This window comes from Streptomyces sparsogenes subsp. cuspidosporus, assembly GCF_039532705.1.
GTDB lineage: Bacteria > Actinomycetota > Actinomycetes > Streptomycetales > Streptomycetaceae > Streptomyces > Streptomyces sparsogenes.
The window spans coordinates 87,219-110,743 of record NZ_BAAASD010000004.1; the positions used below are offsets into that span (position 1 = coordinate 87,219).

A 23,525-nucleotide genomic window follows, 5' to 3' on the forward strand; every position below is an offset into this window, starting at 1 on the left:
GTCAAGCGGGGGCGAGGCTGAGCAGGCCGGCGCCGTAGGATTTGGCGCGGCCGATTCCGGTCAGCAGGGCATCGGTGAGGGCGGCCGGGTCGGTGATGAGGGCGGTTCCGTCGAATTGGAGGAGGCGGTGGACGGGGCCGGGCTGGTTGCGGTCGGGGCGGCGGAAGGGCTTGGGTTCGCTGGTGGTGGCGTGCAGGTACAGGCCGGCCTGGGTGGCGCGGCGGTGCCACCAGGCGAGGGCGTCGGTGTCGTCGAGGGCGAGGACGCGGCCGTGTTTGGGCAGGGTTTGGTCGCCGGGGCCGGGTGGGCGGCGGCTGCGGGTGGAGGGGTTGGCGGTGATGCGGTAGCGGACGGGGCGGCCGGGTGTGAGGGCGCTGAGCATGGGGGTGAGGTCGCGGGTGTCGGCTTGGCCATAGTGGTGGGGCAGGGCGGTGAGGTCGGGTGGGATGCGGGTCTGCACCAGTAGGAGGGGCTGGCGGTTGCCGCGTTCGAGGCGGAAGAGCACTCCGGCGCTCCGGCGGGGGTGGGGGCCGAGGTTGTCTGGCAGCAGCCGCATGACGGTGCGGTGCAGGGCGGTGTAGTCGGCCAGGTCGCGTCGGACCGTGGGGTGGGCGAGGTTGAGGCGGATGCGGGTCAGCATGGCGGTGGGCATGGCTGCTCCAGGAGGTGGCGGTAGGCGGCCAGGGTGGGCAGGGGGTTGGCTCCGACGTAGAGGGCGGCGGGCAGGTACTGGGTGGTGGACCACAGCGAGCGGACGGTGTGCCGGCGATGGTGGGGGGTGAAGTCGACGGGGTTGTCGGTGAGTTCTCGGTGGGCGGTGGGGCTGGGGGGTGGGGTGTCCCACCAGAAGGTGACTGGGATGTGGTCTTCATCCGGGTCGGGCGGGTCGGGCAGGGTGAGGGGTGCGTGCTTGAGCAGGTGGGTGAGCGGGTCGGTCAGGGGCGGGGTGAGGACGAGGGGTTCGTCGGGTACGCAGGCACGGCGGCCCAGGTAGGGGGCGAACTGGGGGTGTTCGAGGGTGTCGGCGAGGTAGTCGATGAGAGCGGCGTCTCCGTGGACGGCGACGGTGAAGCACGCGTCGGTGAGGTAGTGACGGTCGGTGACGTGGGTGGTTTTGCCTTCGGGGCGTCGGTCTCCTTTGCTGGTGCGTAGTTGTTCGTGGCGGGGGCGGCCGCTGCCGGTGGTGTGGAAGTCGGTGTAGGGCGTGCCGGGCTGGTCGACGCGGATGGTGAAGGACAGGTCGGTGTAGCGGGGGTGTCCGGGCAGGTCGAGGGGATCGAGGGCTTGGTGGCGGGGGCGGCCTGCGGCGGCAGCGAACATGCCGATGAGGGCGGAGCGGGTGGGGTGCGGCTGGGTGTCGCGGCGGGTGAAGGCGGTGTCGGTGCCGTATGCGCTCAGGACACCGGTCAGGCGCAGGAGCAGCCCGGTGGGCGGGGCGCTGGTGGTGTCGGCCGGCTGGGCAGGCATGGTCATGCCGCCGTGTAGCGGCGGGGCGGGGTGGCGGGGGCGCCGGCCGCGGCGGTGAGGGCGTCAATGAGGTCGTCGTAACTGGTGTGGCGCTCGCCGAGGTGCTCGAGCGGTTCTGGGTCGGGTGCCTGGGTGACGTGGCCCTGGGCGATGCGGTGCCGGGTGCCGAACATCTGGGTGATGATCCCGGCGTGCCGGGACAGGGCGCTGCGGGAGGGGGCCAGGTAGCCGCCGTGGCGGTCGGCTTTGACGGGCTGGTGGAAGGCGGAGGCCAAGGAGACGGGGCGGCGGTCGCGGACGACGTAGTGGACGGTGTCGGGCAGAGTGTGGGGGGCGGTGGAGTTCTTCTTGGCCTGCGGCAGGGTGGAGATGAACACGTCTGTGAACGCAGCAAGCAGGGCGATGGCCTGGGATGTTTTTCCGTCGAGGTTGTGGGTCAGGTCAGTGAAGTTGACGCTGGCGTAGCGGTAGAAGACGCCGGCGCTGAGGTAGGCGGTGTCCAGGTGGGCGCTGGCGGAGTCGCCGGGCGGGGCCCAGTCCTCGACGGCGGTGAAGAAGTCGGGCTGCAGATCGCTGGTGTGGGTGGTGAAGGGCCAGGCCATCTGGACGGCGCCGTCGACGTGGGCGTCGGCGAGCCCGGCGAGGAAGCGGCCGAAGAGGCTGATGCTGGCGGTGCGTTGGCACAGCAGGCTCACCACGTCGTCGGTGGGCAGGTAGGCGGCGGGGCCTTTCGCGGTGGACTTGGCTTCCTTGGCCATGCCCTTTTCCAGGGCGGTGCGGTGGCGGGTGCACAGGGCGGCGAGATCGTCGAGGATGGTGTCGGCGGGCAGGTAGAGCATGGCCAGGGTGCGGTCGTCGGCGTCCGGGTCGGTGGCCAGGCCTTCGCTGGTGGCGCTGCGGGGGATCTGGGCGGCGGCGAAGCGGGCGAGGTCCTCGGGCCAGCCGGCCTCGCGCAGGGCCTTGGCCAGGCGAGGAGGCAGCATGCGGGTGCGGGCGGCGGGTTCGCCCAGGAGGGTCTCCAGTGCCTGCCGGTTGGCGCGTTTAGCGCACTGGCTGGAGATGGCTCCGCGCTGGGTGTTGCCGAACATGAGGGTTTTGGGCTCGTTGTACCGGCCCCGGTTGAGGCAGGAGGCAGGGATGTCCTGGAGGATGTGCAGGTCGACGTAGCGGGCGAGGTAGGGGTTGGTCATGTGCTGCTGCTTTCCTGTGTGTGGGGCTGGGTGAGGGCGGTCAGGTAGAAGGCGTCCTGCCAGCGGGTGGCGACGCTGAGGCGGTTGCTGGTCCAGTAGGTGAGGTCGGCCAGCAGGACGGCGAAGTCGGGCGGGCAGCCGGCGCCCAGCAGTTGCTGGATCAGGCCGGGCAAGCGCCGGTGGAGCAGGTCCTCGGACAGGCGGATGAGGACTTGCAGTTCCTTCTCGTAGGGGCCGTCGGTGCGCCCTCGTGCGGCCAGGGCCAAGGTGGCGCCGAGGTTGGGGCGGGATCGCCAGGCGACGGGCTCGTCGGGGCCCGGGGTGGGGGTGATGGGGCGGCGGTCGGGGCGTTCGTGGGCGATGAGGCAGGCGAGGGTGTAGTGGGCTCGGCGGTCGGGTTGTTTGTGGGTGAGGCGGCTGAGACAGGGGTGCAGGGGTTGGCAGTGGTCGACGGGTTTGCCGCGGCCGTCCTCGAGGGCGGAGCGGATCTCCGGTGTGATGCACAGGTCGCGGACGGCGGCGACGTAGGCGTCGCAGTGGGCGCGGTAGTCGTCATGGCTGGGCATGGCGGGCTGCTTTCTTGCGGCGGGAGGCGGGAGCTGCCGCGGCGGAGAGGGCGCGGACGGCGCGGGCCAGGGCGGGGCCGGCCATCTGGTGGCAGGCCAGGTCCGGGCGGACGGCCTGGCGCAGCACGTCCACAGCGGTGCGGGCGAAGACCGGATAGGGGTCGCTTGCCTCATCGGCGTGCTGGTTGACGAGGTTCCAGAAAGCCTGCTCGGCGCGCGGCCAGTACACGGCCAGCGCCTCGCGCGCCCACCGGCTGGGCCTTGGGCCGCGGCGCGGGGCGGGCGGTGTCCCGCCCGTAGCGGGGGTTTGGGTTTCGTTCCAGGCAGTGTTGGCGTGGGTGCGCAGGAGGGCGGCCAGGCGTTCGGCGGCCTGGCGGCAGGCGGCGATCCGGCGGGCGGCGGGCGGGTCGTGTTCTTCGGCCCAGTTCCACAGGGGCGGGGTCAGGGCGGTGTACCAGATGCTGTTGGTGGTGCGGCCGTCCTGGTCGAAGCCGCACACCCGTACCCGCAGCCGGGCCCGTACGGGGGCGGGCAGGTCGTTGAGGGTGTCGAAGACGGCGGGCCGGCGCTGAGTGCTGTTCTCGTCGCCGGCCAGCAGCAGGGCGTCCAGGTCTCGCCAGGCGGCTCGGTCGGCGTCGGCGCGGCGGGGGGTGTCGCGTTGCTCGGCCTTGGCCCGGGTGTGGGTGTCGATGATGAGGTAGGGGTCGGTGGCCGGGTAGGCGGGGTGTTGGGTGGCCCAGGTGAGGTAGGCGTCGGTGGCTGCGCTGCCGTCGGCGTTGGGGACCAGCAGCACCGCGTGGCGGGAGCGGCCGGTCAGCAGGCGTTTGGGCCAGGTCACCGGGGGCGGGGGGTTGACGGGGTCGGGCGGCTCAAGCTCCTGCCAGGGGCAGGTGTCCGGGGAGTGCTGGGGGCCGCCGCGGTAGGGGAACTGGTGCAGCAGGAGTGTCTCGAGGAGGGTGGCGCCCTGGGGGTGGAAGGAGAGGGTGGAGCGCAGGGGCGCGGCGGTGGCCCGGCCGCTGGTGTGAGGGCCGGCGCTGCGGGTGGTGCAGCGGCCGGCGGCGCCGTAGTAGTGCTGGATGAGCAGGTGCCAGAAGGCCTCGTCGCTGGGCACGGGGCGTGGGGCGGTGTCGGTGTGCGGGCTGAGCCAGGCGATGTTGTTGCCGGCGGGCCGGCCGAAGACGAGTTTGTTGATGCCGGAGGTCTTGGTGCACTGCGCGGCCAGGCGCGAGTCCTGCAGGAGGGGGCGGTGTGGGTCGTAGAGGTCCAGTGCGGAGGCGTCGCAGTAGCCGTGGACGTCCTGGGCTTTCAGGCCGCGGCCGCTGGTGAGCAGGTCGGTTCGCCGTTCGTGCCACTCCTCCAGTGACAGGTTCGCATCGTCCAGGCCGGTGAGCTCGGCGGTGATGGCGGTCAGCAGTCGCAGCAGCGCGGACTGCGCGGGCGGCAGGGGCAGTGCCAGGTCGTCGATGCGGTGGGCCTGGAGGAGTACCTCGCGCAGTCCGAGCACCTGGTGCCGCCCGGCCGTGCGGACGGGGATGCAGGGACGCAGGTCGACGGGGTAAGCCGGCGGGGAGGGCACAGGGGCTGTCTCCTTCCCGTGACAGCGCGGGCCGGGCAGCGGCCCGCGGCGCGGGAGGATCGGGTGTGGACAAGACGTTCGGGCGCTGCACACGGCAGGCAGAGCGCAGCGCGGGAGGAGCGAAGGCGGGACGTGCCTGCCCTCAGGTGCTTTTCACTGAAGCACGCCCGCCTAAGGTTGAGTCCGTTATGGGGGATTCAGCCCGCGATGAAGTGCTGGGGGTGTATAACGCCCGCGCGTGCGAGCAGGTCTGATCGCGGCAGGGGCAGCCGCGGCTCCGCCAGCAGTGTGCTGGGCGTGGTTGAGCGCCGCCCGGCGCGTGGACCGGCGTGTGCCCTGACGCTGCACGGGCGGACCCGGTGGGTACCGGCCGGTACTGGGCGCACGTGCACCGGACGGAGCCGCCCCCCGTCGAACCCGGTCCCGACGGAACGGCGGCTGAATGGCAGGACGGGGTTCGGCCGGTCAGGCCGGTGCCTCGTCGTGGATGAGGCCGAGGTGCGGGTCGAGGTGGAGGAAGTGGCGGCCGAAGCGGACAGGCGCCGGTGCGGCGGCGTCGTGGATCAGCAGGGTCAGGTCCGCCAGTAGCGCGTGCTGGCGCCAGGATTCGGGCAACTGTGCGGGGGCGGCGTCGGCGAGCCAGTCCTCGGGGACGTCCAGGGTGCGTTCGAGGATCGTGCGGATGGCGGGCGCGGACAGCCGGGGGCTGTCGGGCAGGGCCAGGGTACCGGCCGGGTCCAGGTGCAGCGAGCCGTCCGGCTGGCGGTAGCAGGCCAGCAGGCGTCGCGGGCGCGAGCCCTCCCGGGTGGGAGCCGTACCGGCGGTGGTGGGTCGGCGGTAGAGGTCGGCCAGGGAGCCGGTGCGGGCAGGTGGCGGCACGGCTTGTTCCTGCCCGAGGTGTTCGTGGGCTCGCAGTTCGGCCTGGTAGGCGGTGTGCATGTCGGCCAGCGTGTCGGGGATGCGGGTGCCGGCCGTCTCCAGCAGGCCGGGAAGCTGGACGGGCAGGTCGAGATCGTGGGCGGGCGGGTGAGCCAGCAGGTGCGCGGCGGCGTTCAGTTCGAAGGCCGGCTCGCCCCTGCCCCACCAGTGCGGGAGTTCGGTGTGGCCGTCAACGACCGGGTCCAGTACCGTCAGTTGCGGCCCGCGCGCCAGGATCCAGTCGGGCCTGCGGCGGCGGTAGGCGTCTTCTTCCTGCCACAGTCGTTCGAACCGCCACAGTCGGCCGGCCCGTTGCAGCAGCCGGGCCAGCGAGGCCAGATCGCTGATCATGAGGTCGCAGTCGATGTCCAGGCTCATGTCGAGCAGGCTGGTGGTGATTACGACCAGCCGCTCGGGGCGCATCCCGGCCGGGCCGAGCTGGGCGCGTACCCGCCGGGTTACGGCCTCGCGCTGATGGCTGGGAAATCTGGCGTGCAGCAGCACCAGCTCCTCCGGGGGGCGGGGCCAGGGCATGCTGGTGAGGTAGCGGAAAGTGTCCTGGGCGTCGGCGACGGTGGCGCACACCACGATCCCGCAGCCGCCGTGTGCCAGCACGGGGCGGATCTGTGCGGCGATGTGGTGCAGCCGTTCCCCGTCGGCCACAGTCCGTCCGGCGGCGCCGAGCCGGGCCGCAGTCACGGGTTGGTGCCGCACGGTCAGCCAGCGGCGGGTGGCCGTGGCATGGGCGGCGGCCTGGGCGGGGTCGATGCGGGTGACGGCGCCGTCGCGGGCGGCGGCGAACAGCCAACCCGGGTAGGGCACGTCCGTCTCCAGACCGTCCAGTTGGCCGGGCCGCAGTCCTGCACCGGCCAGATAGGCGTGTACCAGTTCCCGGGCTGCGGGCGGGGCCAGCGTGGCGGACAGCAGCACGACCGGTGTGCCCAGCGCTGCCAGCCAGTGCAGGAGCCGGGCCGTCAGACGCCGCATGTAGGGGGTGGCGACGTGGATTTCGTCCAGGATGACGGTGCGCCCGGACAGGGCCAGCATCCGCAGCGCGCTGTAGCGCACCGGCAGGACGGCCATCAGCGCCTGGTCGATGGTGGCGACGGTGAACTGGGCCAGCAGCGCTCTGTCCCAGCCGCGCAGAAAGGGGTCCGGGACGGTGACGCGGTGCTCGGGCCGGCCGGCGGCGTCTTGTTGTGCGTCGAAGTACTCGTCCAGCGTCAGCTGACCAGCGGCTTCCAGCAGCCGCTTGTCGGGGTAGGCGGCGCTGTTCCAGCTGTGGCCGTGCACCAGCGATACCGCGGCCCGCTCCGGACGGTGGGCAGCCACGTAGGCCACCAGGGTGTCATAGGCGGCATCCGCGATGGCCGTGGTGGGCTGCAGCACGGCCATCCCACGGGTACCGCAGTGGCTGTTGAAGATCCGGGCAGCCTCCTGCCCTGTGATGGTCTTGCCGGTGCCGGTGGAGTCGGTGACCACAAGGATGCCCGTCCCCTGCTCCTTCACCGCCGGCTCAAGCTGGGCGATGACCGATGCCTGCAGCCGGTTCGGGCCGCTGGTGTGCGGATGAGCCTGAGTGAAGGGCACGCTGGGCAGGTCGACCCGCTCGAGCCCGGACGCCGTCACCACCGCGGCCGCGGCGGCCCACCCCTCCTCTGCATCCGCGCTCGCCGGACGGCGGGTACTGATCCAGTGGTCCAGCGCGCCCGAAGCCGGTGCCATCGCACGCCGCATCCACTCATGAGGCTGGCTCACCAGCCGGTCCGCGACGATAATCAGGCCTGACAGCAGGACCGCCGCCTCGGCGGAGACCCGGGATGGCGGCGTTCCGGCACCCGTGAGATAGCGGATCTGGGCGAGGTAGCGGCGCCGCAGGTCCTGCCACAGCGGGCCGCCGAGATCCAGACGCACCCGCTCAGCACGGGCCGCCCCGCGCACGTCGCACTGCAGATAGCGGCCGTGATGGGCGCCGAGGATCTGGGCCGCGCGCACCGCCGGGCTGGTGTTGCCTCCCAGCCGATAGCCGAGATCGGCCAGGAGTTCGACGGACGTGTGCATGGAGGCACGTTCGTGCCGTAGCAGCCGCCACGGTCCGGCATCCGCGCGCAGCTCATCGCTGACCTGCGCCCACGCTCCCGGCTCGCACATCTGGAACCGGCCCGCCTTGCCGATGTCGTGCGAGCCTGCCAGGAACATGGCCTCGCGCCGCGCCGCGGCCGACGTAAGACCCAGCCCCCGGGAGATCACCCGGCGCTGCGCAGGCGTCAGGTACCGGTCCCACAACTCCCCCATCACCGCAGCCGCGTCCAGCAAATGGAACAGCAGCGGATAAGTCAGGCCGTAGAGCAGGCTGTACTTCCCCCACACTGACAGATCCAGGCCATCCTCCCGGCTGTCCTCGACCACACCCATCCAGCCAGCCCCTCCCCTGCCGTCCAGGCCAGGACAGCAGCCACAGCGACACCTTGCCATCCCCCACACCGGTGAACCGCACTCTGCCCACGGCGACGTAATCAGCCGCATCTCCACAGCTCCCGCCCTGCTGGCACGCCCCCTGGGGCAACGGCCGGGGTGACCGAGGGGTTGACCTCGGCAGTTGCCGCGCCACCGCGCGGTGGCACGCGGCCCATCACAGCGAACACAGCACCATGCGCTTGTCACTCCGAGCGGTTGAGACGCGAGGAAGCGCCCCCGGAACCCCATGCATATATCGCTCCCCTCTCCCCGCTGAGCAAAGCGCGCATGAGGCGGACTCGGTGATCGGTCAGCAAGCGACGGTCCACTGCGTGTCCGGCCCGGCCCCCTCCGTCTTCACCGATAACACCGCACATGCCCGTTAAGGGGTATACCTTCGTGGTACAACGCGCTTATTGGCTCGCAGCAGTCTCCCGCTCCAAGCCTCGTCAACCGCTGACGAGCTGAGTCCGTGGGGGTCATACCGTCTTCTCCACCAGGCCGACACCACCGGCCTTCCCTCCCCACACACCGCCCGGCCGACCTTCCTCCACGGGCATCGAACGACAGAGATGCCCAGCAGAGCCGAGCAGCCCCAACACTCCAAACAGGACTACCTGCCCCCTGCCGGGCTCACAGGACCACAGCACATCGCCCTCACGACCGTTGCATCTGACCTCTATCCCCATCCCCTGCGTGTAGGGGTCTGCCCAGAAGGCGGTGCCGTGACGACGTTGCCAATGCCGATGCCGATACCTCCCCGCGTTCACAAGGCCAATAAAAGCGGCAGTGCAGACCTCCACCGAAAGGCTCCCTCGCTGAGTGATGAACAGTAAAATCCTCTCCAGACAGAAGGAGCCGCCCAGGTCAACAAGGGTCCCGTCCCCAGGTGTGGAGGTCTCTCGCAGCACGGACATGAACCAAAAGCTCCACGCAGGTCCCGTCCCCAGTGTGGAGGTCTCTCCATCCCGAGCCGGGCGGCCGTCGGCTGCTCGCAGTCCCGTTTCCAGGTGTGGGGGTCTCTCGATCATCGCGGCGACCTGTGGCCGGCTCCAAGCGTCCCGTCCCCAGGTGGGGGTCTCTCCGGTGGTTCGCTCCCAGACGTGCCCGAGGTAGCGTCCCGTCCCCAGGTGTGGGGGTCTCTCCCCGCCCGGGCCCCGCGGGTCGTCGAAAGGGAGGTCCCGTCCCCACGCATGGGGGTCTGTCCAGCTCACGCGCGACCTCCCCCGGCAAGTACTGGGCTCCCCCACGCATGTGGGACCGCTCCGGAAGACTCACAGCCTCCAGAAGCGCCTCGGCGGTTCCGTAACGCGATCAGCCGAAGCCGTCAAATAATGTCCCGCACTTCAGCAGCCAACCGCTCGGCACTAAAGGAAAACCCCCTCACCCTCGAACAAAGAACAGTAAAATCCTCTCCAGACAGAAGCACCCGCCCAGGTCAACAAGGGTCCCGTCCCCAGGCGTGGGGGTCTCTCCGTGCCCTGGCTAAAAGCCAGGTAACTTCCGGAGTCCCGTCCCCAGGCATGAGGGCCTGTCCTGGGAACTCCTCAAACCCCTCAACACTCCATAACGGAAGGGTGTCTTCCGCCTGGAAAGGCAGCAGGTCAGCACCCACATTACTTATCAAAAATCGCGTCAAAGTGTCCTGCGGCTTCGCGACTAAATGTCCACTCCCTCCAGAAGTCAACCACGGCAGAAGTACAGGTCAACGCGGCTTTTCAGTGGACACTTCCACGCGAACTGTTCTGACCACTTTCACGCGATTCACCACCCGTCGCGTCACCAGGTCAGGGTGTTCAGCGTCGTGAGGGCCTGACGCGACTGGTCGGCACCGCTTCACACCTCTCGGCTTCCTGCCGCTCGCGCCAGTCCCACTCCACACGGCCGACCGGGCCTTTGCGGCAGGCCGCGGGCGGCTGGGGCGGGCGCAGTCTGACCGTCTCCGCAACGCGCAGCAGGTGCCCACGGTCACCTGGCGCGGCAAGCAGCTCCTGGTCCTCGCCGGATACCAGCCGGGTGAAGCAGGCCGCGGCCCGAAGGAAGACGCCCGCCCAGGGCGGTACGGGGTAGGCGGCGCAGCCGTCGGTGTAGCGGGCGCGGTCGTGCAGGGCGAGCGTGGCCGCAGCGTCGTCGTAGTCGCGAGGGCGGGCGGTAGCGAGCTGCTGGAGGGAGGCACCGGTGAACAGTGCGGCGGCGACGGCCGCGGCGAGGCGGGGATGTGCGGTCGCCGCATGCAGGCGGTGGGCGACTCGCTGGGCGGTGGGCGCGGTGAGAGGCACGGGCGGTGGGCGGTGCCGCCAGACGATCAGGGGCGGGCTGCACGGGTCAGTGCAGGGGCGGGGGCTGTCATAGGAGACGAGGCGGTCCAGTGCGGGCAGGGTGAGCCACCGACCGGTTAGCCCAGCGGGCTCGTCCGCAGGCGGGGGTTCGGCGATAGGGGTGCCGTAGTAGTGGCGACGGGCTGCGTCGAAGTCGGCGGTGACGGAGTAGTCGGCCGTCTGCAGGGCCTGGTGCAGGGCGGCGGGAAGGTAAGGGCGGTGGCAGACCAGGGTCAGGTGGATCCCGGTGAGGGTCTGTAGCTGCAGGAGGCGCATGGTGCGGCGGGTGGTGAGGCGGTGGGCACGCAGGACGGTCAGCCGGGTGACGGGCAGGGCGGTCATCCAGGCGGCAGCGGCTTCCCAGGCGGGCTGACGGCCGGCAGGGAAGCGGCCCGGGAGCAGGGGCGGTTTTCCCAGGGCGGCGAGAAGGTCGTGGGCGAGGCCGGTTTCACTGGTGGTGCCCGGGCCGGGGTGCAGGGTGATCCGGCCGGACGGCGGGTGGTGGGCGGCCAGGGCGGTGTGGGTGTGGATCACGTCGTCGCCTGGGTCGATGACCACGGTGACGGACGGCGGCCGCGAGGCGAGGAACATGGCGGTGGGGTGGTCAGGCGAGGCGGCTGAAGGCCCAGCGCAGCAGTTCCTGGTCGACGCGAGGGCGGCCGGTGCGTGCCAGGGCGGTGCGGGTGTGGGCGGTTAGCTGGGCCCAGGCGCGGAAGTTGCCGTGTGCGGCGTGGCTGTCGGCGAAGGCGATGTCGTCCGGGTCGGCGTCGGCCCAGATGGGGTGGAACAGCGGGATGACGTCGAGGACCTCGCTGGGGGTGAGGCGGGTGAAGTGCTGCCAGATGAAGATGCGGGAGGACAGCATCGGTTCACGGCGCAGCACGGTGTGGCAGCCCTCGCCACCGACGAAGATGATCGCGAGCTGGGTGGAGGGCTCGTCCCACAGGTAGCGGAAGTACTCGAATGCCTCGCCGTTGAGCCACTGGGCCTCGTCGACGAGGAAGGTACGGGGGCGCTCGGCCAGGGCCATCTTCAGCAGTCGGTCAAACTCGCTGGGATGGCGCGGTGGCTCGCCGGCCAGATCGAGCGCGGTGAACAGTTCATAGCGCACCGCTCGGGCGGTGGGACGGGCCCGGAAGGTGATCTTGCGGACGTCCTCGCCCGGTTCGAGTGCGCGCAGGCAGGTGTTAACGGCAAGGGTCTTGCCAAAGCCGGCACCGCCGTGGATACACATCATCGCGCGGGCAGCGACGGTGTCGCCGATGTTCTCGCGGGCGGTGAGCAAGGCGCGGGTGGTGACCACAGAGGCGTCGGGCAGGTCGACGTACTGGTAGGTGGCCGCAGTCACGAGGCGTCTCCGTCTTCGTCGGTGGTGGAAGGTGCGGCGTGCCTGCCCGGGCCGTCGGGGACCGCAGGGGCGGACTCACAGCCGGACGTGAGCGGGGCGGGCCGGCCCGGCGTGGTCAGCGCAGCCAGGGAAGCTGGGGTGCGCCAGTCGGCCGGGGGTGCGGCGGGCGGGATGACGTCCGGCAGCGCGAGCTGCGACAGGCTGGTACCGGCACTCAGGGCGAGTTCGGTGTCGGCCTGCGCACCGGTCAGTGCGCCGAGCCGCCGAGGGGGCTCGGCCTGGGTAGCGGCGGCGTAGCGCTCGCGCTGGGAAGCCTCCAGGTCCTTCTTCAGGCGTCGGCTACGGGCTGCCCGTGCCCGCCGTACAGCGCTGACCTGTTCCTCAGTGGCCTGGTCGGCCAGGTCCGCAGGACCGAGGTAGCGGCCGGTGGCCGCGTGGTAGACCTCGATGCGGTGGTCGTGGTGAGGCATGAAGCGGATGCGGACCTGGATCCCTGCCTGCCCGGCCATCCACGGCCCCACGTAGTCGCGTTTCCTAAAGCGGATGCCGCGAGTGGTCAGCGTGCGGGTACCGGCGTCCTCCAGGGTGAACGTCCACAAATCTGCGGCTGGCACGTCCCGCAGCGGAGTGGGATCGTCCTGCCACGCCTGAAGCGGAGTCCTGCCCCGCAAGGGCGCGGGCTGATGTTCGGTGTTCCACCACCGTGTCCAGGCCAGCAGCCGGGCGGTGAAGTCCTCGAAGCCGATCAGTACCTCGTCCTTCGGGCGGGAAGGCCGTTTGCCGGGGCGCGGCTGGCGGGCGTAGCCGGGCAACGCGGCCAGGAACATGCTCTCCACCGCCCGGTTCAGGCCCTCCACGGTGCCCTTGAGGTGGGGGGTGTAGGCGGGCAGGTCCTCCACCGTCACGTCCAGCAAATCGAACGCGGCGGTCACCGTCCGGGACAGGAAGTCCTTGCCGCGGTCGACACGCACCTTCTCGGGCAGGCCGCCGAACGGGCCGTAGGGGTCCTCGCGCAAGACCGCGGAGCGCAGCGCGGCCAGTACCGACTCCCGCGACGGATGCACCGGCGTCACCGCGACACCGGTGATCGCGTTGGTGGCGCAATCGGTGAACCAGGTGATCCACGGCCTTCGGGGCTTGCCGTCGACATCGACCAGCACCGGCGCTTGGACGTGGTCGGTCTCCCACACCTGGTTGCGCCAGCCCCGCGGCCGGGACAGGAACACATCGTGCTTGCGCGCCGCCCGCTCGCCACCGGCGAGTCCGGCCCGCTCCCCCGGCGTCAGATCCCGCTGGACCGCCCGGTGCAGCGTCGGAATCGACGGAGGCGGCTCCCCCTCGCCCCTGGCCGCGCGAGCGGTCAGCTCCCGATGAACCGCTGCTACGTTGCCCTTCCACAAGGCCAGCAGGCGGCGCACTTCGGGGGTAACGGAGAAGCGGTCTTTGCTCTGGGCCCGCGCTCCGGGCTCCGCGGCCGCTGACTCGTCACGCTCGGCAGCGGCAAGCCACCGCCACACCGTGCGCTCGGTCACTTCCAACGACTGAGCCATCAGCCGCACATGCCGGGTCGTCAGTCTCTGGTCCTGCCGCAGGGCGAGCAGCCTGCGCACGGCAGGGCCGCGCAGCGCCGACAGGGAGGAGGAAGGCAGGCCTCCCCGCACACCCCCGCCGTCCCCGTGCACGCCGGAGCGGGAAGCGCCCTCTCCCGGCCTGGCCGCGCCGGTCACAGCGGCCCCATGAGCCGTGCGCAGGCCCGCTCCAGCAACCGGCGGTCCACCACCGCACGGCTCTTGCCATAGATCTCGGCGGTCAGGTGCGAGGTCAGCTTCGCCCACGTCCGGAAATTGCCGTGGCACACATGCTCGTCCACCCATACGACATCGTCCTCACTCACGTCCTCCCACAGCGGGTGGAACGCCGCCATCGCCGCTGCCACGTCGCCCGGGCGAAGACGCGGCACCAGTTCCCAAGTCAGCACCCGAGACGCCAGCGCAGGCACCCGGCTCAGCGCCCGTTCACTGCCCGCACCCGCCAGCACGAGTGCCGTGTCCGTGTCCGGGTGGTCCCACAGCCCGCGCAGAAACTCCAGCGCCGGTCCCGGAAGGCGCTGTGCCTCGTCCAAGACCAGCACGCGGGGTTGTCGTAGCGCGTTCACCAGCGTCAGGTCGGCCTCCCCCGCCCCGCGCGGCAGACGCCTGCCCAGCTCCAGGGCGTCCGCGAGCACCCGGCGCAGTTCGGGCACCGTCGGGTGCACACCGACATGGACCCGACGGACCCGGGCCGGGTGCGGCAGCTGGGACAAGGCGTACTGCAGCGCGACGGTCTTGCCCTGGCCGGCGTCGCCGTACAAGCACACCACCGCCCCCACCGCGGCCGCGTGCGCGACCGTCCGCAGCACCGACCGCACAGCGGGCGTGTGCACCACCTGCGCGCCTGGGACCAGGACCGGGACCTGTGCCAGATGCTTCTGCTCCCGCAGAAAAACCTGCCCGCCTGTACCTTGGCCGGCCACGACGTTCAGGCCCAGCTCGCTGAGCGGATCCGGCCTGCTCGGCCCGGCCACCTCAGGCTCCCGCTCGACCAGCAAAGCCCGGCCCGCCCGGCGGTCCCTGCGGATCACCCGGTGCAACGTCGACGCCGACGGCACCGAAGCCCCGCCGCCAGCCGCGGCCAGCCGGCGCCTCAGCTCAGCGACATTCCCTCCCACCTCGCCCAGCAGCGCCCACACCTCGTCCGACACCGCATACCCCTGCCGGACCGGCGCCTCCACCTGCCCGGTCGCCTTCGCCTGCTCCAGCCAGCGCCACACCGTACGCTCCGAGACACCCACCGTCTCAGCGACCGCACGCACATGCCGCGTGGCCAGCTCCCCCGCCTGCTGCCGCTCCAGCAGACGACGCACCACCAATCCCCTGGGCAGCACAGGCCCACGACCGGCCCTTACCTCTTGGTCCACCCCACGATCACACCGGCCGGCCAACCTCAGCGGATAAGAACTCTCGAACCTGAGACAACATCAGCTGCCATGCGATAAAGCCCCACGACAGCGATCCCGCCCCTCAATCTCTCATCTCATGACAGCGGACCACCCACCCACAAACACCCACTGACCAGCCCCCGCAACACCCCACCCCAGAACGCCACCACTGACTCTCACCACCACCGACACCAACCCGAGAGATCGCAGTTGCCATCCACGCAGCACCGAGCGCAACCCGCGCGGAGCAACCTCACCGCTGCTTCATCAATGACGACAGAAGGTGTCGGGTTTACGGCCGACGATGGACGTATGCGCGAAACCCCAGAAGAACTCGACAAGCTCCAGTCCCTCCTCGACTCCTCCCTCTCCGGCTCGACCGCACACCTCCGCTCGATCGTCGAGGGCCGCACCATCACGGCGGCGCAGCTCACCGGGGCCCTCACCGGCATGTGCACGCTCGCCCTCTCGACGGTGACCGCAAAGGGCGAACCGCGGATCAGCGGCGCCGACGGGCACTTCCTGCACGGCCGGTGGCACTTCGGCACGGCGCGCAACGCCGCCAAGGCCCGTCATCTCGCGGCCCGTCCGGCCGCCAGCGTCGCGCACATGCGCGGCGAGGACCTCGGCGTGTTCACCCACGGCACGGTGGAGGAGCTGAACCCCGAGGACGCCGAGACCACGGCCGACTGGCAGGAACTCCTCTCCTACTTGAAGGACTTCTACGGCGACGACGACGCCTTCGACTGGAACCGCGAGGTCGTCTACTACCGGCTGAACCCGCACTGGATGACCGTCTACGCCCCCGACCTCGACAAGCTCACCGGCACGTGACGCCGGGCCCGTCGACGAGGGCCTGCACCTGCGCGTACGTGGGTGCGGGGCCGGTCGACGGCGCGCCGTCGCGTACCGCCAGCGCCGTGGCGAGGGCCTCGCCCAGCGCCCGCCGGTACAAGAGCGACCCGAGGCTGCCCCGCCCCCAAGCTCTCAACTCCGCTTCGCTGCGTTCGAGCAGGGGGCCGCTCGGCGTCTTGCCGGTCCAGGGGACCAGGAACGGCAAGGTCGCGAGTTGGCCCCGAACCCACGGAAGCAACTCCACAGAGCACGACGACGGACCCTTGAGTTCTCGCCGTGAACCCTTCAGATTGCGTGAACTTACGGGACTTTCGGGGGTTGAGGAACATCCATGTCAGAACGTGCGCTAGGCCCTCGTCGGCCCTGGTGGGCGGCGCTGATGCTGATGGCGAAGTCCCGGCACAAGAAGCCGGAGAACGTCCGCCGCTACTTCAAACCGTCGCCCGAGGCGATTGCCGAACTCACCAGCTTGCTCGCCCCCGGCGACGCCACGCGCACCCGCGGGGATGTAGTCACAGTGCCGGGGAACTGTCAGTAGCAAGGCGTTACGGCTGCGTTCGGAGCCGACGGAACGAGCCGACCGGTTAGGGTCGCTGCCGTGGACCTCCAGCAGCGCATCTGTGACCGCGCAGGTGAGTTTCTGTTCTTCGCGGTGACGCCGCCCAGGCAGACGACCACCCCCGAGCGGGCTCAGGAGATCGCCGACATCGCCCGCAAGCGGCTCGACGGCCTGGAGCCCGACGGGCTCGTGCTCTACGACATCGACGACGAGAGCGACCGGAACCAGGCCGAGCGGCCGTTCCCGTTCACGCCGACGATGGACCCCGCGGAGTACCTCGCCCGGCACTTCGGAGAGCTCGATCTGGCGGTCGTGGTCTACCGGGCGGTCGGCAAGTACGATGAGAGCGACTTCCGAAGCTGGCTCACGGAGCAACCAGACCAGGTCCTCTCGGTCTTCGTGGGCGCGGCGTCGCGGGAGACGCCGGTTGCCACCACTCTGTCGCGCGCCCAGTCTCTGCGGGCCGAACTCAGGCCCGACCTGCTGCTTGGCGGCGTCGCGATCCCGGAGCGACACACGCGCACTGGTACGGAGCACCTGCGTTTGCTCGCGAAGCAGGAGGCCGGCTGCTCGTACTTCGTCACCCAGGTCGTTTACGACGTCAACGCCGCCAAGGGCCTGGTTTCGGACTACCGCTACGAGTGCGCCGCCCGGGATCTGGCGCCCGTCCCCGATCGTGTTCACGTTCTCGGTCTGCGGGTCGATGAAGACGCTGGAGTTCCTGAGGTGGCTCGGCGTGGAGGTGCCCCGCTGGATCCACAACGAACTCCAGCACGCCGATGACACGCTGCAGGCATCGTTCGAGCATGCGCTGGCGACCGCCCGCGAGCTGATGACCTTCTGCCGACGGCTCGAGGTGCCATTCGGCCTCAACGTCGAGAGCGTGTCCATCCGCCGCGAGGAGATCGAGGCGGCAGTCGACCTGGCTGCCCGGCTCCGGTCCGAGCTTTGCCGCTGACAGGAGGGGCAGGCGACTTCTGGCGAAGAGGTCGTCGGTGAGCTGGCGCCCTGCGGCGACGAGGGGATCCGTCGACGGATCGGCGGGCGACGGAGGCGGGGCGGTTCGGACGTCGCGCACGGACTGGCGGACCACCGCGCGCACTGCCGGCTCATCGAGGGCCTGGAGACCGCTGTGAGCGAGCACGGCGAGTCGGCGGGTGATCAGCTCCGCGGCGTCGCCGCTACGGCCGGAGACGACGATCAGTGCGCGCTGGGACAGGCCGTAGTCGAGCGCGGCCGCGGCGGCCGGGTCGCTGTCTCGCGTGCGAGAAGTCTCGGTGCCTGCGGTGACCGCGCCGTGGATCGCGGCCAGGGAGCAGGCGACGCCGAGCAGCCAGTACGCCTGCGCGCGGCTGATGCCGAACTCCGCGGCGCAGTACCACTCCCAACTGCCGTACCCGAGCGGCAGCCAGATGCGGGCGGCGTGGGCGTCGCGGACCCGGGCGGCGAGCACCGCCACGGAGCACCGGCCGTCGTCCATCGCCTCGCGCAACCCGGCCGTCATCTCCCGGGCGCGGGCTGCGGTGAGCGGCGGCCGAGCCGGTTCGACGACGTCGTCCTGGCCGTGGTCCTGGTCGCGGGTGCCCATGGCTCCATCGTCCTGCGCGAGCACCAGCGGGACCAGGGCATACGGGGGCGGTTCAGTCGGCTTGGAGGACCTGGTTGCGCAGTGCCCGCAGCAGGGTCAGGGCGTCCTGGTTGTCCGCGTCGGTGAAGGCGTGGATCGCGAGCAGGATGGATCCGCCGATTCGTTTGGCGGTGACGAGGTCGTCGCCGTTGTCCGCGTCGGTGAAGGCGTGGATCGCGAGCAGGATGGATCCGCCGATTCGTTTGGCGGTGACGAGGTCGTCGCCGGCGAGGGCGGCCTGGTGGTGCAGGGAGTGGGTCAGGAGGAAGACGATGCGCGCCATGGGATCGCCGTTGAGCTCCGCGACACGCTGGCCGGTCTCGTCGCGGGTCATGGTGGCCTCGATGCCGAACGCGGCGAGCAGGACGCGTTGGAGCGTGTGCTTCCCGTACGCGGCAAGCAGGGCCGCCAGCGGGCGCTCGTGCGCGCCGCCCGCCAGGACCTCAAGGGCGCCGTCGTTGTTCTGGACGACGGCCTCCAGCGCGGCCAGGGCCCGGAGATGGTCATCGTTGGTCAGCTCGTCATCCATGGCACGCAGGCTAGGCCGCCGTCTGCGACACGCGTCGGCGTTCGATGCGAAACCACCCGCACCGGTACGGCCGCGAGCTCCACCTCACAGCCTCACAGCTCACCCCGTCACCTGGGGAAACGACCTGTGAACCTCGCAGCCTCACAGCTTCGGCGGGCCGCGTGACACCCGCGCTTGCTGAGGCGGGCGGAGCGGGCGCCGGCCACCCGCTGCACCATCCTGGGGCCGGCCTCCGCCGTGCAGCACCCTTGTGCTGCGCGGGCCCATGCAAATGCTGCGCTGTACCCGAGACACCGCCCTGCTGCCATCCGACGGCCACCGTCAGGAGCAGCACCAGGTCCCTGCCGCAGGCCCTCGTCTCATGGACACAGACGTGAGTCCGCTGCTCGGGGATGACGGGCACCTCATGGACCATGAGGACGGGTCCGCGTCCCTCATGGTCGCCCGTCTCGACTGCTCCCACCGCTTGCCTGCACGGCGAACCATATGATCAGCCCCACAGTGGCGATGGCGACCGCGCCGGCGCCGCTGGCTACGTCGCGACCGTCCTCGGCTCCGTCGATATTGGCCGCGGTCACCGTGGCGGCCACCAGCGTGATGAGGAGCCAGATCGCGATCGCGATCCAGGACCGCGGCGCAACGGGCTTCCGGGGAGAGGGGCCACCGGGGGACGACGACGGCCAGGCCTTGGTCAGCGGTGCGGTGGCCGCCGGCACAGGCTCGGGCGCGTCCGCGAGTCTCCGCAGGGCCTGGGCGGCGTCGGCGGCACTCGCGTACCGCTCTGCAGGATCCTTGCGCAAAAGCCTGAGCAGGACAGCGTCCCAGGCCTCTGGCACACCCGCGGCCACGGAACTGGGCGCGGGTGGCTGCTGGCTCAGATGCGCCGTCAGATAGCCGACGCTGTCCGGAGCCTGGAACGGCAGCCTGCCGGTGACCAGCTCGAAGAGCAGGCAGCCCAGAGCGTACAGATCGCTCCTCGGTTCCGGGTGGCCACGCGCCTGCTCCGGCGCCATGTACGGGGGCGTGCCCACGATGAATCCGGTCTGGGTCAGCCGGTCAGCAGTCGCGTAGGGATCGGCGGCGCGTGCGACACCGAAGTCGAGGACCTTCACCGTTCCGGAAGGTGTGACGAGGATGTTGGACGGCTTGATGTCCCGGTGCATGATGCCGTGAGCGTGCGCGTCACCCAATGCGTCACATATCTGAGCGCCCCACCGGGCCGCCTCGGCCAGGTCGACGGAGCCTTCGCGGAGCTTGACGTCGAGCCCTTCGCCCCGCACCAACTCCATGACCAGAAAGGGCACGGTGCCTCTCTGCGTATCGCTCTCGCCGAGATCGTGGACGGACACGATGTACGGATGCTGGAGCCGGCCGGTGATCCGTGCTTCGCGCAGGAAACGGGCGCGGGCCTCATCCCCACGGCCTTCCCTCCCGGCGAGAAGGGAGATCACTTTGACAGCGACCTGCCGGTCCAGCTTCTCGTCCCGCGCCTCCCAGACCTCGCCCATGCCGCCCTCGCCGAGCTGCCGGACCAACCGGTAACGGTCTCCCAGAAGCTGGCCCTCCACCGCGCCCTCCCCGTCATCACCTGTGCGCCTTCGCCCCGAGCCCCTCGATCATGGCACTCGGCGCAGAGCGCCACCCGCAACATCTGAGATCCAGAAGGCGTTATCAGGCGATAGCTCCTGTTTGGTGCCGCTCGGACGGGGCTCACGCGCCTGGTCAGCCGTGGGCCTCTTCGAGGCCGAGCCCGGACGCAGGTCACCCACAGCGAGACCCAATGCACCCGTGCCTCCCAAGCCATCGACACCGGATGCTCTGGCCGCCGACTCACGCGCTCACTCGCCAAATGAAGCGCTCAGTCACACGTGAGCCGACGCGCGGTAGTTGTCACCATCAGCGCCCACTGGCCTGCGACTTTGATCGGGGCAAGCACGGCGGTTGTCCTTAGGTCGGCGCGCTATCTGTCACCAGCAGCGCGCGAAGCATGGTGGGTGTCAGAGGCTGCGGATCCTTCCACCTTGAGGCACCCGGGTTCGCCGGCGCACTGCCCGCCGAACCCGGGGGTGAACTCAGGTGCACTCCGGGTCGCGCTCCGTCACCTACGTGATGCGGTAGCCCGGACCTCTCTTGTCCAGCAGCAGCGCCTGTACCTTTGCCGCGGCCTTGTCGATCGAGGTGGCGTGGGTGGTGTACATCAGGGTGGTGGCGCCCGGGTGGGACGGGTCGGTGCACCGTGCCACGACTTGGTACTCGTGCCTCGTTTCCCCGCACACCGGCATGGCCCTGCTGGTCCTGGTCCACGCGCTGCTCACCGCGCTCTGGCTCGGCGCGTACGTCCTGCTGCTGGCCCAAGGCCCGCGCCTTCTTCAAGAAGCCGGTCGTGCGCCGGGCCATGGACCGCGTCACCGGGGTCGTACTGATCGGCTTCGGCCTGAAGGCACGACCCAGCCGTGACGCCGCGGACCGCTGACAAGCCCCGGTGAGCCGCCCGCCGATCTTCGTATCCGCGTATCGCCTCTGTGCCCCGCGGGCAAGCCCTACGCTGACGGCTGCGCGGCTCGGCCCACGGGCCGGCCCCGCGTACGACAACTCGGATCGAACGGGGGTTCTTCGTGAGCGACGGTGAAGTGGTCGGGGGCCGCTACCGGCTGGTGCGTCCGCTCGGCGCGGGCGGTTTCGGGCAGGTGTGGCTCGCCCACGACGAGGAGCTGAACGTCGAGGTTGCGCTGAAGCAGGTGAGCATCCCTCACCAGGCCAGCGAGGCGGAGCGCGAGGAGCGCAACGCGCGGGCCGTACGGGAGGCACGGCATGCCGCACGGCTGCGCGACCACCGCAACATCGTCACCGTCTACGACGCCCTGCGGGAGCGGGGCGGCGCCCCGTGGATCGTCATGCAGTACGTCGCGGGCCGCTCCCTCGCCGAGGAACTGCGAAAACGCGGGCGGCTCCCGGTCGACGAGGTGGAGCGGGTCGCCGCCGGGGCGCTCGCGGGGCTCGCGGCGGCGCACGCGGCGGGCATCGTGCACCGGGACGTGAAGCCCGCCAACGTGCTGCTGTCCACCGACCGCCGGGTGATGCTCACCGACTTCGGCATCGCGCTCGCCGCCACGGACACCGCGCTGACCGCCGAAGGAGTCGTCATCGGCACGCCCGGCTATCTGGCGCCCGAGCTGTGGCGGGGCACCAAGCCGGGCGCGCCCGCCGACCTGTTCGCGCTCGGGGTGACGCTGTACGAGGCGGTCGAGGGTGAGCCGCCGTTCCCCCGGCACAACCCGACCGCGGCCTTGACGGATCCGCCGCTGCGGCCCGCCCACGCCGGGCGACTCGCGCCCCTCCTGGTGGACCTGCTGGAGAAGGACCCCGACCGGCGGCCCGACGCCGACAGCGCCCTCGCCCGGCTGAGGGCGCTTCCCGACACCGTACGCGGCACCGCTCCCGGTACCCCGCTCGACGCCGCTTCCCAGGCGACCACCAAGGTCCTGCACCCGCCACGGACCCGAAAATCGGAGCCCGAGCAGCCGCCGTCGTCCACCGGCCCGTTGACGATCACGACCAGCCGCGTCGAAGCGATCAAGGACCGCGGGAACAGGCACGCCAAGTTCTGCTCCGCCGCGATGTTCGTGGTCATCGGTCTGCTGATGGGGGGCCTCACCCTCGGTCACGTGGGCGCCGCCACCGAACTCAGCGTCGGCGACGACCTCCTCATCGTCCTCGGAGCCACCGTGGCGGGCTGGATCTACGGCTGGGTGCAGGGCGGCTGGCGGGCGTTCCAGGCGGAACCCGACAGCCTCACTGTCGGCCCGGCCGGACTGATCGTCACAGGTGGCACGAAAGCCACGTACAAGTGGAGCGACCTGGCCGCCGTACGCCTCAAGCGGTCGGGGGCGACGGTCACCGTGTCCGCGACGGTCCTACCCGAGCGCGCGGCCGACCAGGCGTTCCGCCGCAAGCACTTCGGCATCGACAAGGAGGGCAAGGTCGATGTCTACGTCGGTCGGGGCGTCCCCGTCAGCGACTACGGCAGCTTGATCGCGGCGCTCTCCCGCAACGCGGGCGACCTCTACCAGGGCCCGACACACCTGCTGTGAGTCGCGCGTGCCGCATGATGACCGCGTGGACTTCGAGCCCCACTGGGGTGAACTGACGGCGTTCTGCTACCGCATGCTGGGCTCGGCGCACGAGGCCGAGGATCTGGTGCAGGAGACACTGCTTGACGATCTATAGGAGCTTCAGAGTCGAGTGAGGAACGCGGGAAGCCCCGTCGGGGCAGGGTGACCAATGGGGGCCCCTGCCCCGACGGGGCTCAGTCGGCCGGGCGGCGGGTTACCGGCGCCCGGCCAAGGCCGGTGCCGTGTGCGGTGCTTTGCGGCTCAGCCGAAGTTCACGTCGCTGCACCACATGTAGGCCTGGTCGAGGTGCGAGGCCTGCCAGATCACGAACAGGATGTGGTGTCCGGTGTAGCCGGAAGTCTGGACGGGGAACGTGATGTCCTGTGCCGGGGCGAAGCGGCCTGTCTGCGTGATGAAGTCGAGGTTGCTCCAGCCCAGAGTCTGGGTCTTGGGGTTGAAGCCCTGCTTGCTCACGTAGACCTTGAAGTAGTCGGCACCGTGGGACGCCTGGTCGTACAGGTGGACCGAGAAGTTGTTGCCGACGGTGGTGGTCTTCCACGGTCCGGGCTTGTCCAGGCTGGCGTTCCTCGAGAGGTTGTTGCTGCAGAGTGTCCCGTCGGGGGTCCGTGCCTGGAACTGGCCTCCGAGGCCGTCGCGGAGCGCGCTCATCCAGTTCCACATGGTGTCGGGGTTGGCCTGGAAGGCCTGCCAGCACATGGGGTCTTGGGTCTGCATGGCCGGGTTCGTGTGGTCGTTGCCCCATGTCTTCCAGCACTGGTACGCGCGGGTGCCGGGGCCGACGACGGTGCCGTGAGCCTGGACGGGGGCCGACCAGGCGAGGGCGCCGACGGCCACGGCGAACACCATGACGAGCGCCTGGAAAGGCCGGCGGAGGGACGCCCGCGAACGCCCGGTCAACGGACTCTTTCTGCGCATGTGGGGGGACTCCTTCCCGTTGCAAGACTGCTATGGGAGCGCTCCCAAAGGTAGGTCTTCTGAGTGAGATGTCAATGAAGCAGACGCAGT

19 protein-coding genes and 1 pseudogene are annotated in these 23,525 nt (G+C 70.5%); 5 read left to right on the forward strand and 15 right to left on the reverse strand.

Going from position 1 to position 23,525, the window contains the following annotated elements:
* Position 1: 1 nt before the first annotated feature.
* The 10 genes from cas6e to ABFY07_RS06600 all read right to left on the reverse strand — a co-directional run bounded on the left by cas6e (position 2) and on the right by ABFY07_RS06600 (position 14,742).
* The gene (gene cas6e / locus ABFY07_RS06555) at positions 2 to 652 is read right to left on the reverse strand and encodes a type I-E CRISPR-associated protein Cas6/Cse3/CasE (RefSeq protein WP_346173514.1); all 651 of its coding nucleotides are present in this window, start codon (positions 650 to 652) and stop codon (positions 2 to 4) included.
* Positions 634 to 1,467 carry a type I-E CRISPR-associated protein Cas5/CasD gene (gene cas5e / locus ABFY07_RS06560; RefSeq protein WP_346173515.1) on the reverse strand — a complete coding sequence of 278 codons (834 nt, stop codon included), beginning with the start codon at positions 1,465 to 1,467 and terminating at the stop codon, positions 634 to 636. The genes cas6e and cas5e overlap by 19 nt, the downstream gene beginning before the upstream one ends.
* Before the next feature lie 2 nt (positions 1,468 to 1,469).
* Complete coding sequence (gene cas7e / locus ABFY07_RS06565) at positions 1,470 to 2,657, reverse strand: type I-E CRISPR-associated protein Cas7/Cse4/CasC (protein WP_346173516.1); 1,188 nt, start codon at positions 2,655 to 2,657, stop codon at positions 1,470 to 1,472.
* Positions 2,654 to 3,223 carry a type I-E CRISPR-associated protein Cse2/CasB gene (gene casB / locus ABFY07_RS06570; protein WP_346173517.1) on the reverse strand — a complete coding sequence of 190 codons (570 nt, stop codon included), beginning with the start codon at positions 3,221 to 3,223 and terminating at the stop codon, positions 2,654 to 2,656. Before casB ends, cas7e begins: the two co-directional genes overlap by 4 nt.
* Positions 3,210 to 4,799, reverse strand: coding sequence for a type I-E CRISPR-associated protein Cse1/CasA (casA, locus tag ABFY07_RS06575; protein ID WP_346173518.1), 1,590 nt, complete (start codon positions 4,797 to 4,799; stop codon positions 3,210 to 3,212). The genes casB and casA overlap by 14 nt, the downstream gene beginning before the upstream one ends.
* 465 nt (positions 4,800 to 5,264) lie before the next feature.
* On the reverse strand, positions 5,265 to 8,132 hold the full coding sequence (locus ABFY07_RS06580; protein WP_346173519.1) for an HD domain-containing protein: 2,868 nt from the start codon (positions 8,130 to 8,132) through the stop codon (positions 5,265 to 5,267).
* A gap of 1,838 nt (positions 8,133 to 9,970) precedes the next feature.
* Positions 9,971 to 11,083, reverse strand: a complete 1,113-nt coding sequence (locus ABFY07_RS06585) for a hypothetical protein (protein ID WP_346173520.1) — start codon at positions 11,081 to 11,083, stop codon at positions 9,971 to 9,973.
* 13 nt (positions 11,084 to 11,096) lie between these two features.
* Positions 11,097 to 11,840 carry an AAA family ATPase gene (locus ABFY07_RS06590; RefSeq protein ID WP_346173521.1) on the reverse strand — a complete coding sequence of 248 codons (744 nt, stop codon included), beginning with the start codon at positions 11,838 to 11,840 and terminating at the stop codon, positions 11,097 to 11,099.
* On the reverse strand, positions 11,837 to 13,450 hold the full coding sequence (locus ABFY07_RS06595) for a Mu transposase C-terminal domain-containing protein (RefSeq protein WP_428836872.1): 1,614 nt from the start codon (positions 13,448 to 13,450) through the stop codon (positions 11,837 to 11,839). Before ABFY07_RS06595 ends, ABFY07_RS06590 begins: the two co-directional genes overlap by 4 nt.
* 113 nt (positions 13,451 to 13,563) lie before the next feature.
* On the reverse strand, positions 13,564 to 14,742 hold the full coding sequence (locus ABFY07_RS06600) for an AAA family ATPase (protein WP_346173523.1): 1,179 nt from the start codon (positions 14,740 to 14,742) through the stop codon (positions 13,564 to 13,566).
* A 387-nt stretch (positions 14,743 to 15,129) separates the two neighbouring features.
* Here ABFY07_RS06600 and ABFY07_RS06605 point away from each other — a divergent pair, with 387 nt between their 5' ends.
* The gene (locus tag ABFY07_RS06605; protein WP_346173524.1) at positions 15,130 to 15,651 is read left to right on the forward strand and encodes a pyridoxamine 5'-phosphate oxidase family protein; all 522 of its coding nucleotides are present in this window, start codon (positions 15,130 to 15,132) and stop codon (positions 15,649 to 15,651) included.
* Here the strand turns inward: ABFY07_RS06605 and ABFY07_RS06610 are convergent.
* Entirely contained in the window at positions 15,638 to 15,877 is a 240-nt protein-coding gene (locus ABFY07_RS06610; RefSeq protein ID WP_346173525.1) for a hypothetical protein, read from the reverse strand. The two genes, ABFY07_RS06605 and ABFY07_RS06610, sit on opposite strands and share 14 nt — an antisense overlap.
* A gap of 393 nt (positions 15,878 to 16,270) precedes the next feature.
* On the opposite strand from ABFY07_RS06610, the gene ABFY07_RS06615 reads away from it, so the two are divergent.
* Together ABFY07_RS06615 and ABFY07_RS06620 are read left to right on the forward strand one after the other, a co-directional pair.
* Positions 16,271 to 17,014, forward strand: a complete 744-nt coding sequence (locus ABFY07_RS06615) for a hypothetical protein (RefSeq protein WP_346173526.1) — start codon at positions 16,271 to 16,273, stop codon at positions 17,012 to 17,014.
* Positions 16,968 to 17,189 (forward strand): hypothetical protein, encoded by a 222-nt coding sequence (locus ABFY07_RS06620; RefSeq protein WP_346173527.1) that lies wholly within the window; start codon positions 16,968 to 16,970, stop codon positions 17,187 to 17,189. Before ABFY07_RS06615 ends, ABFY07_RS06620 begins: the two co-directional genes overlap by 47 nt.
* A 682-nt stretch (positions 17,190 to 17,871) precedes the next feature.
* Here the strand turns inward: ABFY07_RS06620 and ABFY07_RS06625 are convergent.
* The 3 genes from ABFY07_RS06625 to ABFY07_RS06635 all read right to left on the reverse strand — a co-directional run bounded on the left by ABFY07_RS06625 (position 17,872) and on the right by ABFY07_RS06635 (position 20,630).
* Positions 17,872 to 18,387 (reverse strand): hypothetical protein, encoded by a 516-nt coding sequence (locus ABFY07_RS06625; protein ID WP_346173528.1) that lies wholly within the window; start codon positions 18,385 to 18,387, stop codon positions 17,872 to 17,874.
* A gap of 434 nt (positions 18,388 to 18,821) precedes the next feature.
* Entirely contained in the window at positions 18,822 to 19,955 is a 1,134-nt protein-coding gene (locus ABFY07_RS06630; RefSeq protein ID WP_346173529.1) for a serine/threonine-protein kinase, read from the reverse strand.
* A 534-nt stretch (positions 19,956 to 20,489) separates the two neighbouring features.
* Positions 20,490 to 20,630: a hypothetical protein gene (locus tag ABFY07_RS06635; RefSeq protein WP_346173530.1), complete on the reverse strand. Its 141-nt coding sequence runs from the start codon at positions 20,628 to 20,630 to the stop codon at positions 20,490 to 20,492.
* Between the two features lie 372 nt (positions 20,631 to 21,002).
* Between ABFY07_RS06635 and ABFY07_RS06645 the strand changes: the two genes are divergently transcribed.
* Both ABFY07_RS06645 and ABFY07_RS06650 read left to right on the forward strand, forming a co-directional pair.
* Entirely contained in the window at positions 21,003 to 22,478 is a 1,476-nt protein-coding gene (locus tag ABFY07_RS06645) for a serine/threonine-protein kinase (RefSeq protein ID WP_346173531.1), read from the forward strand.
* A 25-nt stretch (positions 22,479 to 22,503) separates the two neighbouring features.
* Positions 22,504 to 22,602: pseudogene (locus tag ABFY07_RS06650) on the forward strand (sigma factor); the annotation flags it as partial.
* A gap of 158 nt (positions 22,603 to 22,760) precedes the next feature.
* On the opposite strand, the gene ABFY07_RS06655 reads toward ABFY07_RS06650, so the two are convergent.
* The gene (locus ABFY07_RS06655) at positions 22,761 to 23,435 is read right to left on the reverse strand and encodes a lytic polysaccharide monooxygenase auxiliary activity family 9 protein (protein WP_479685633.1); all 675 of its coding nucleotides are present in this window, start codon (positions 23,433 to 23,435) and stop codon (positions 22,761 to 22,763) included.
* Between the last annotated feature and the right edge of the window lie 90 nt (positions 23,436 to 23,525).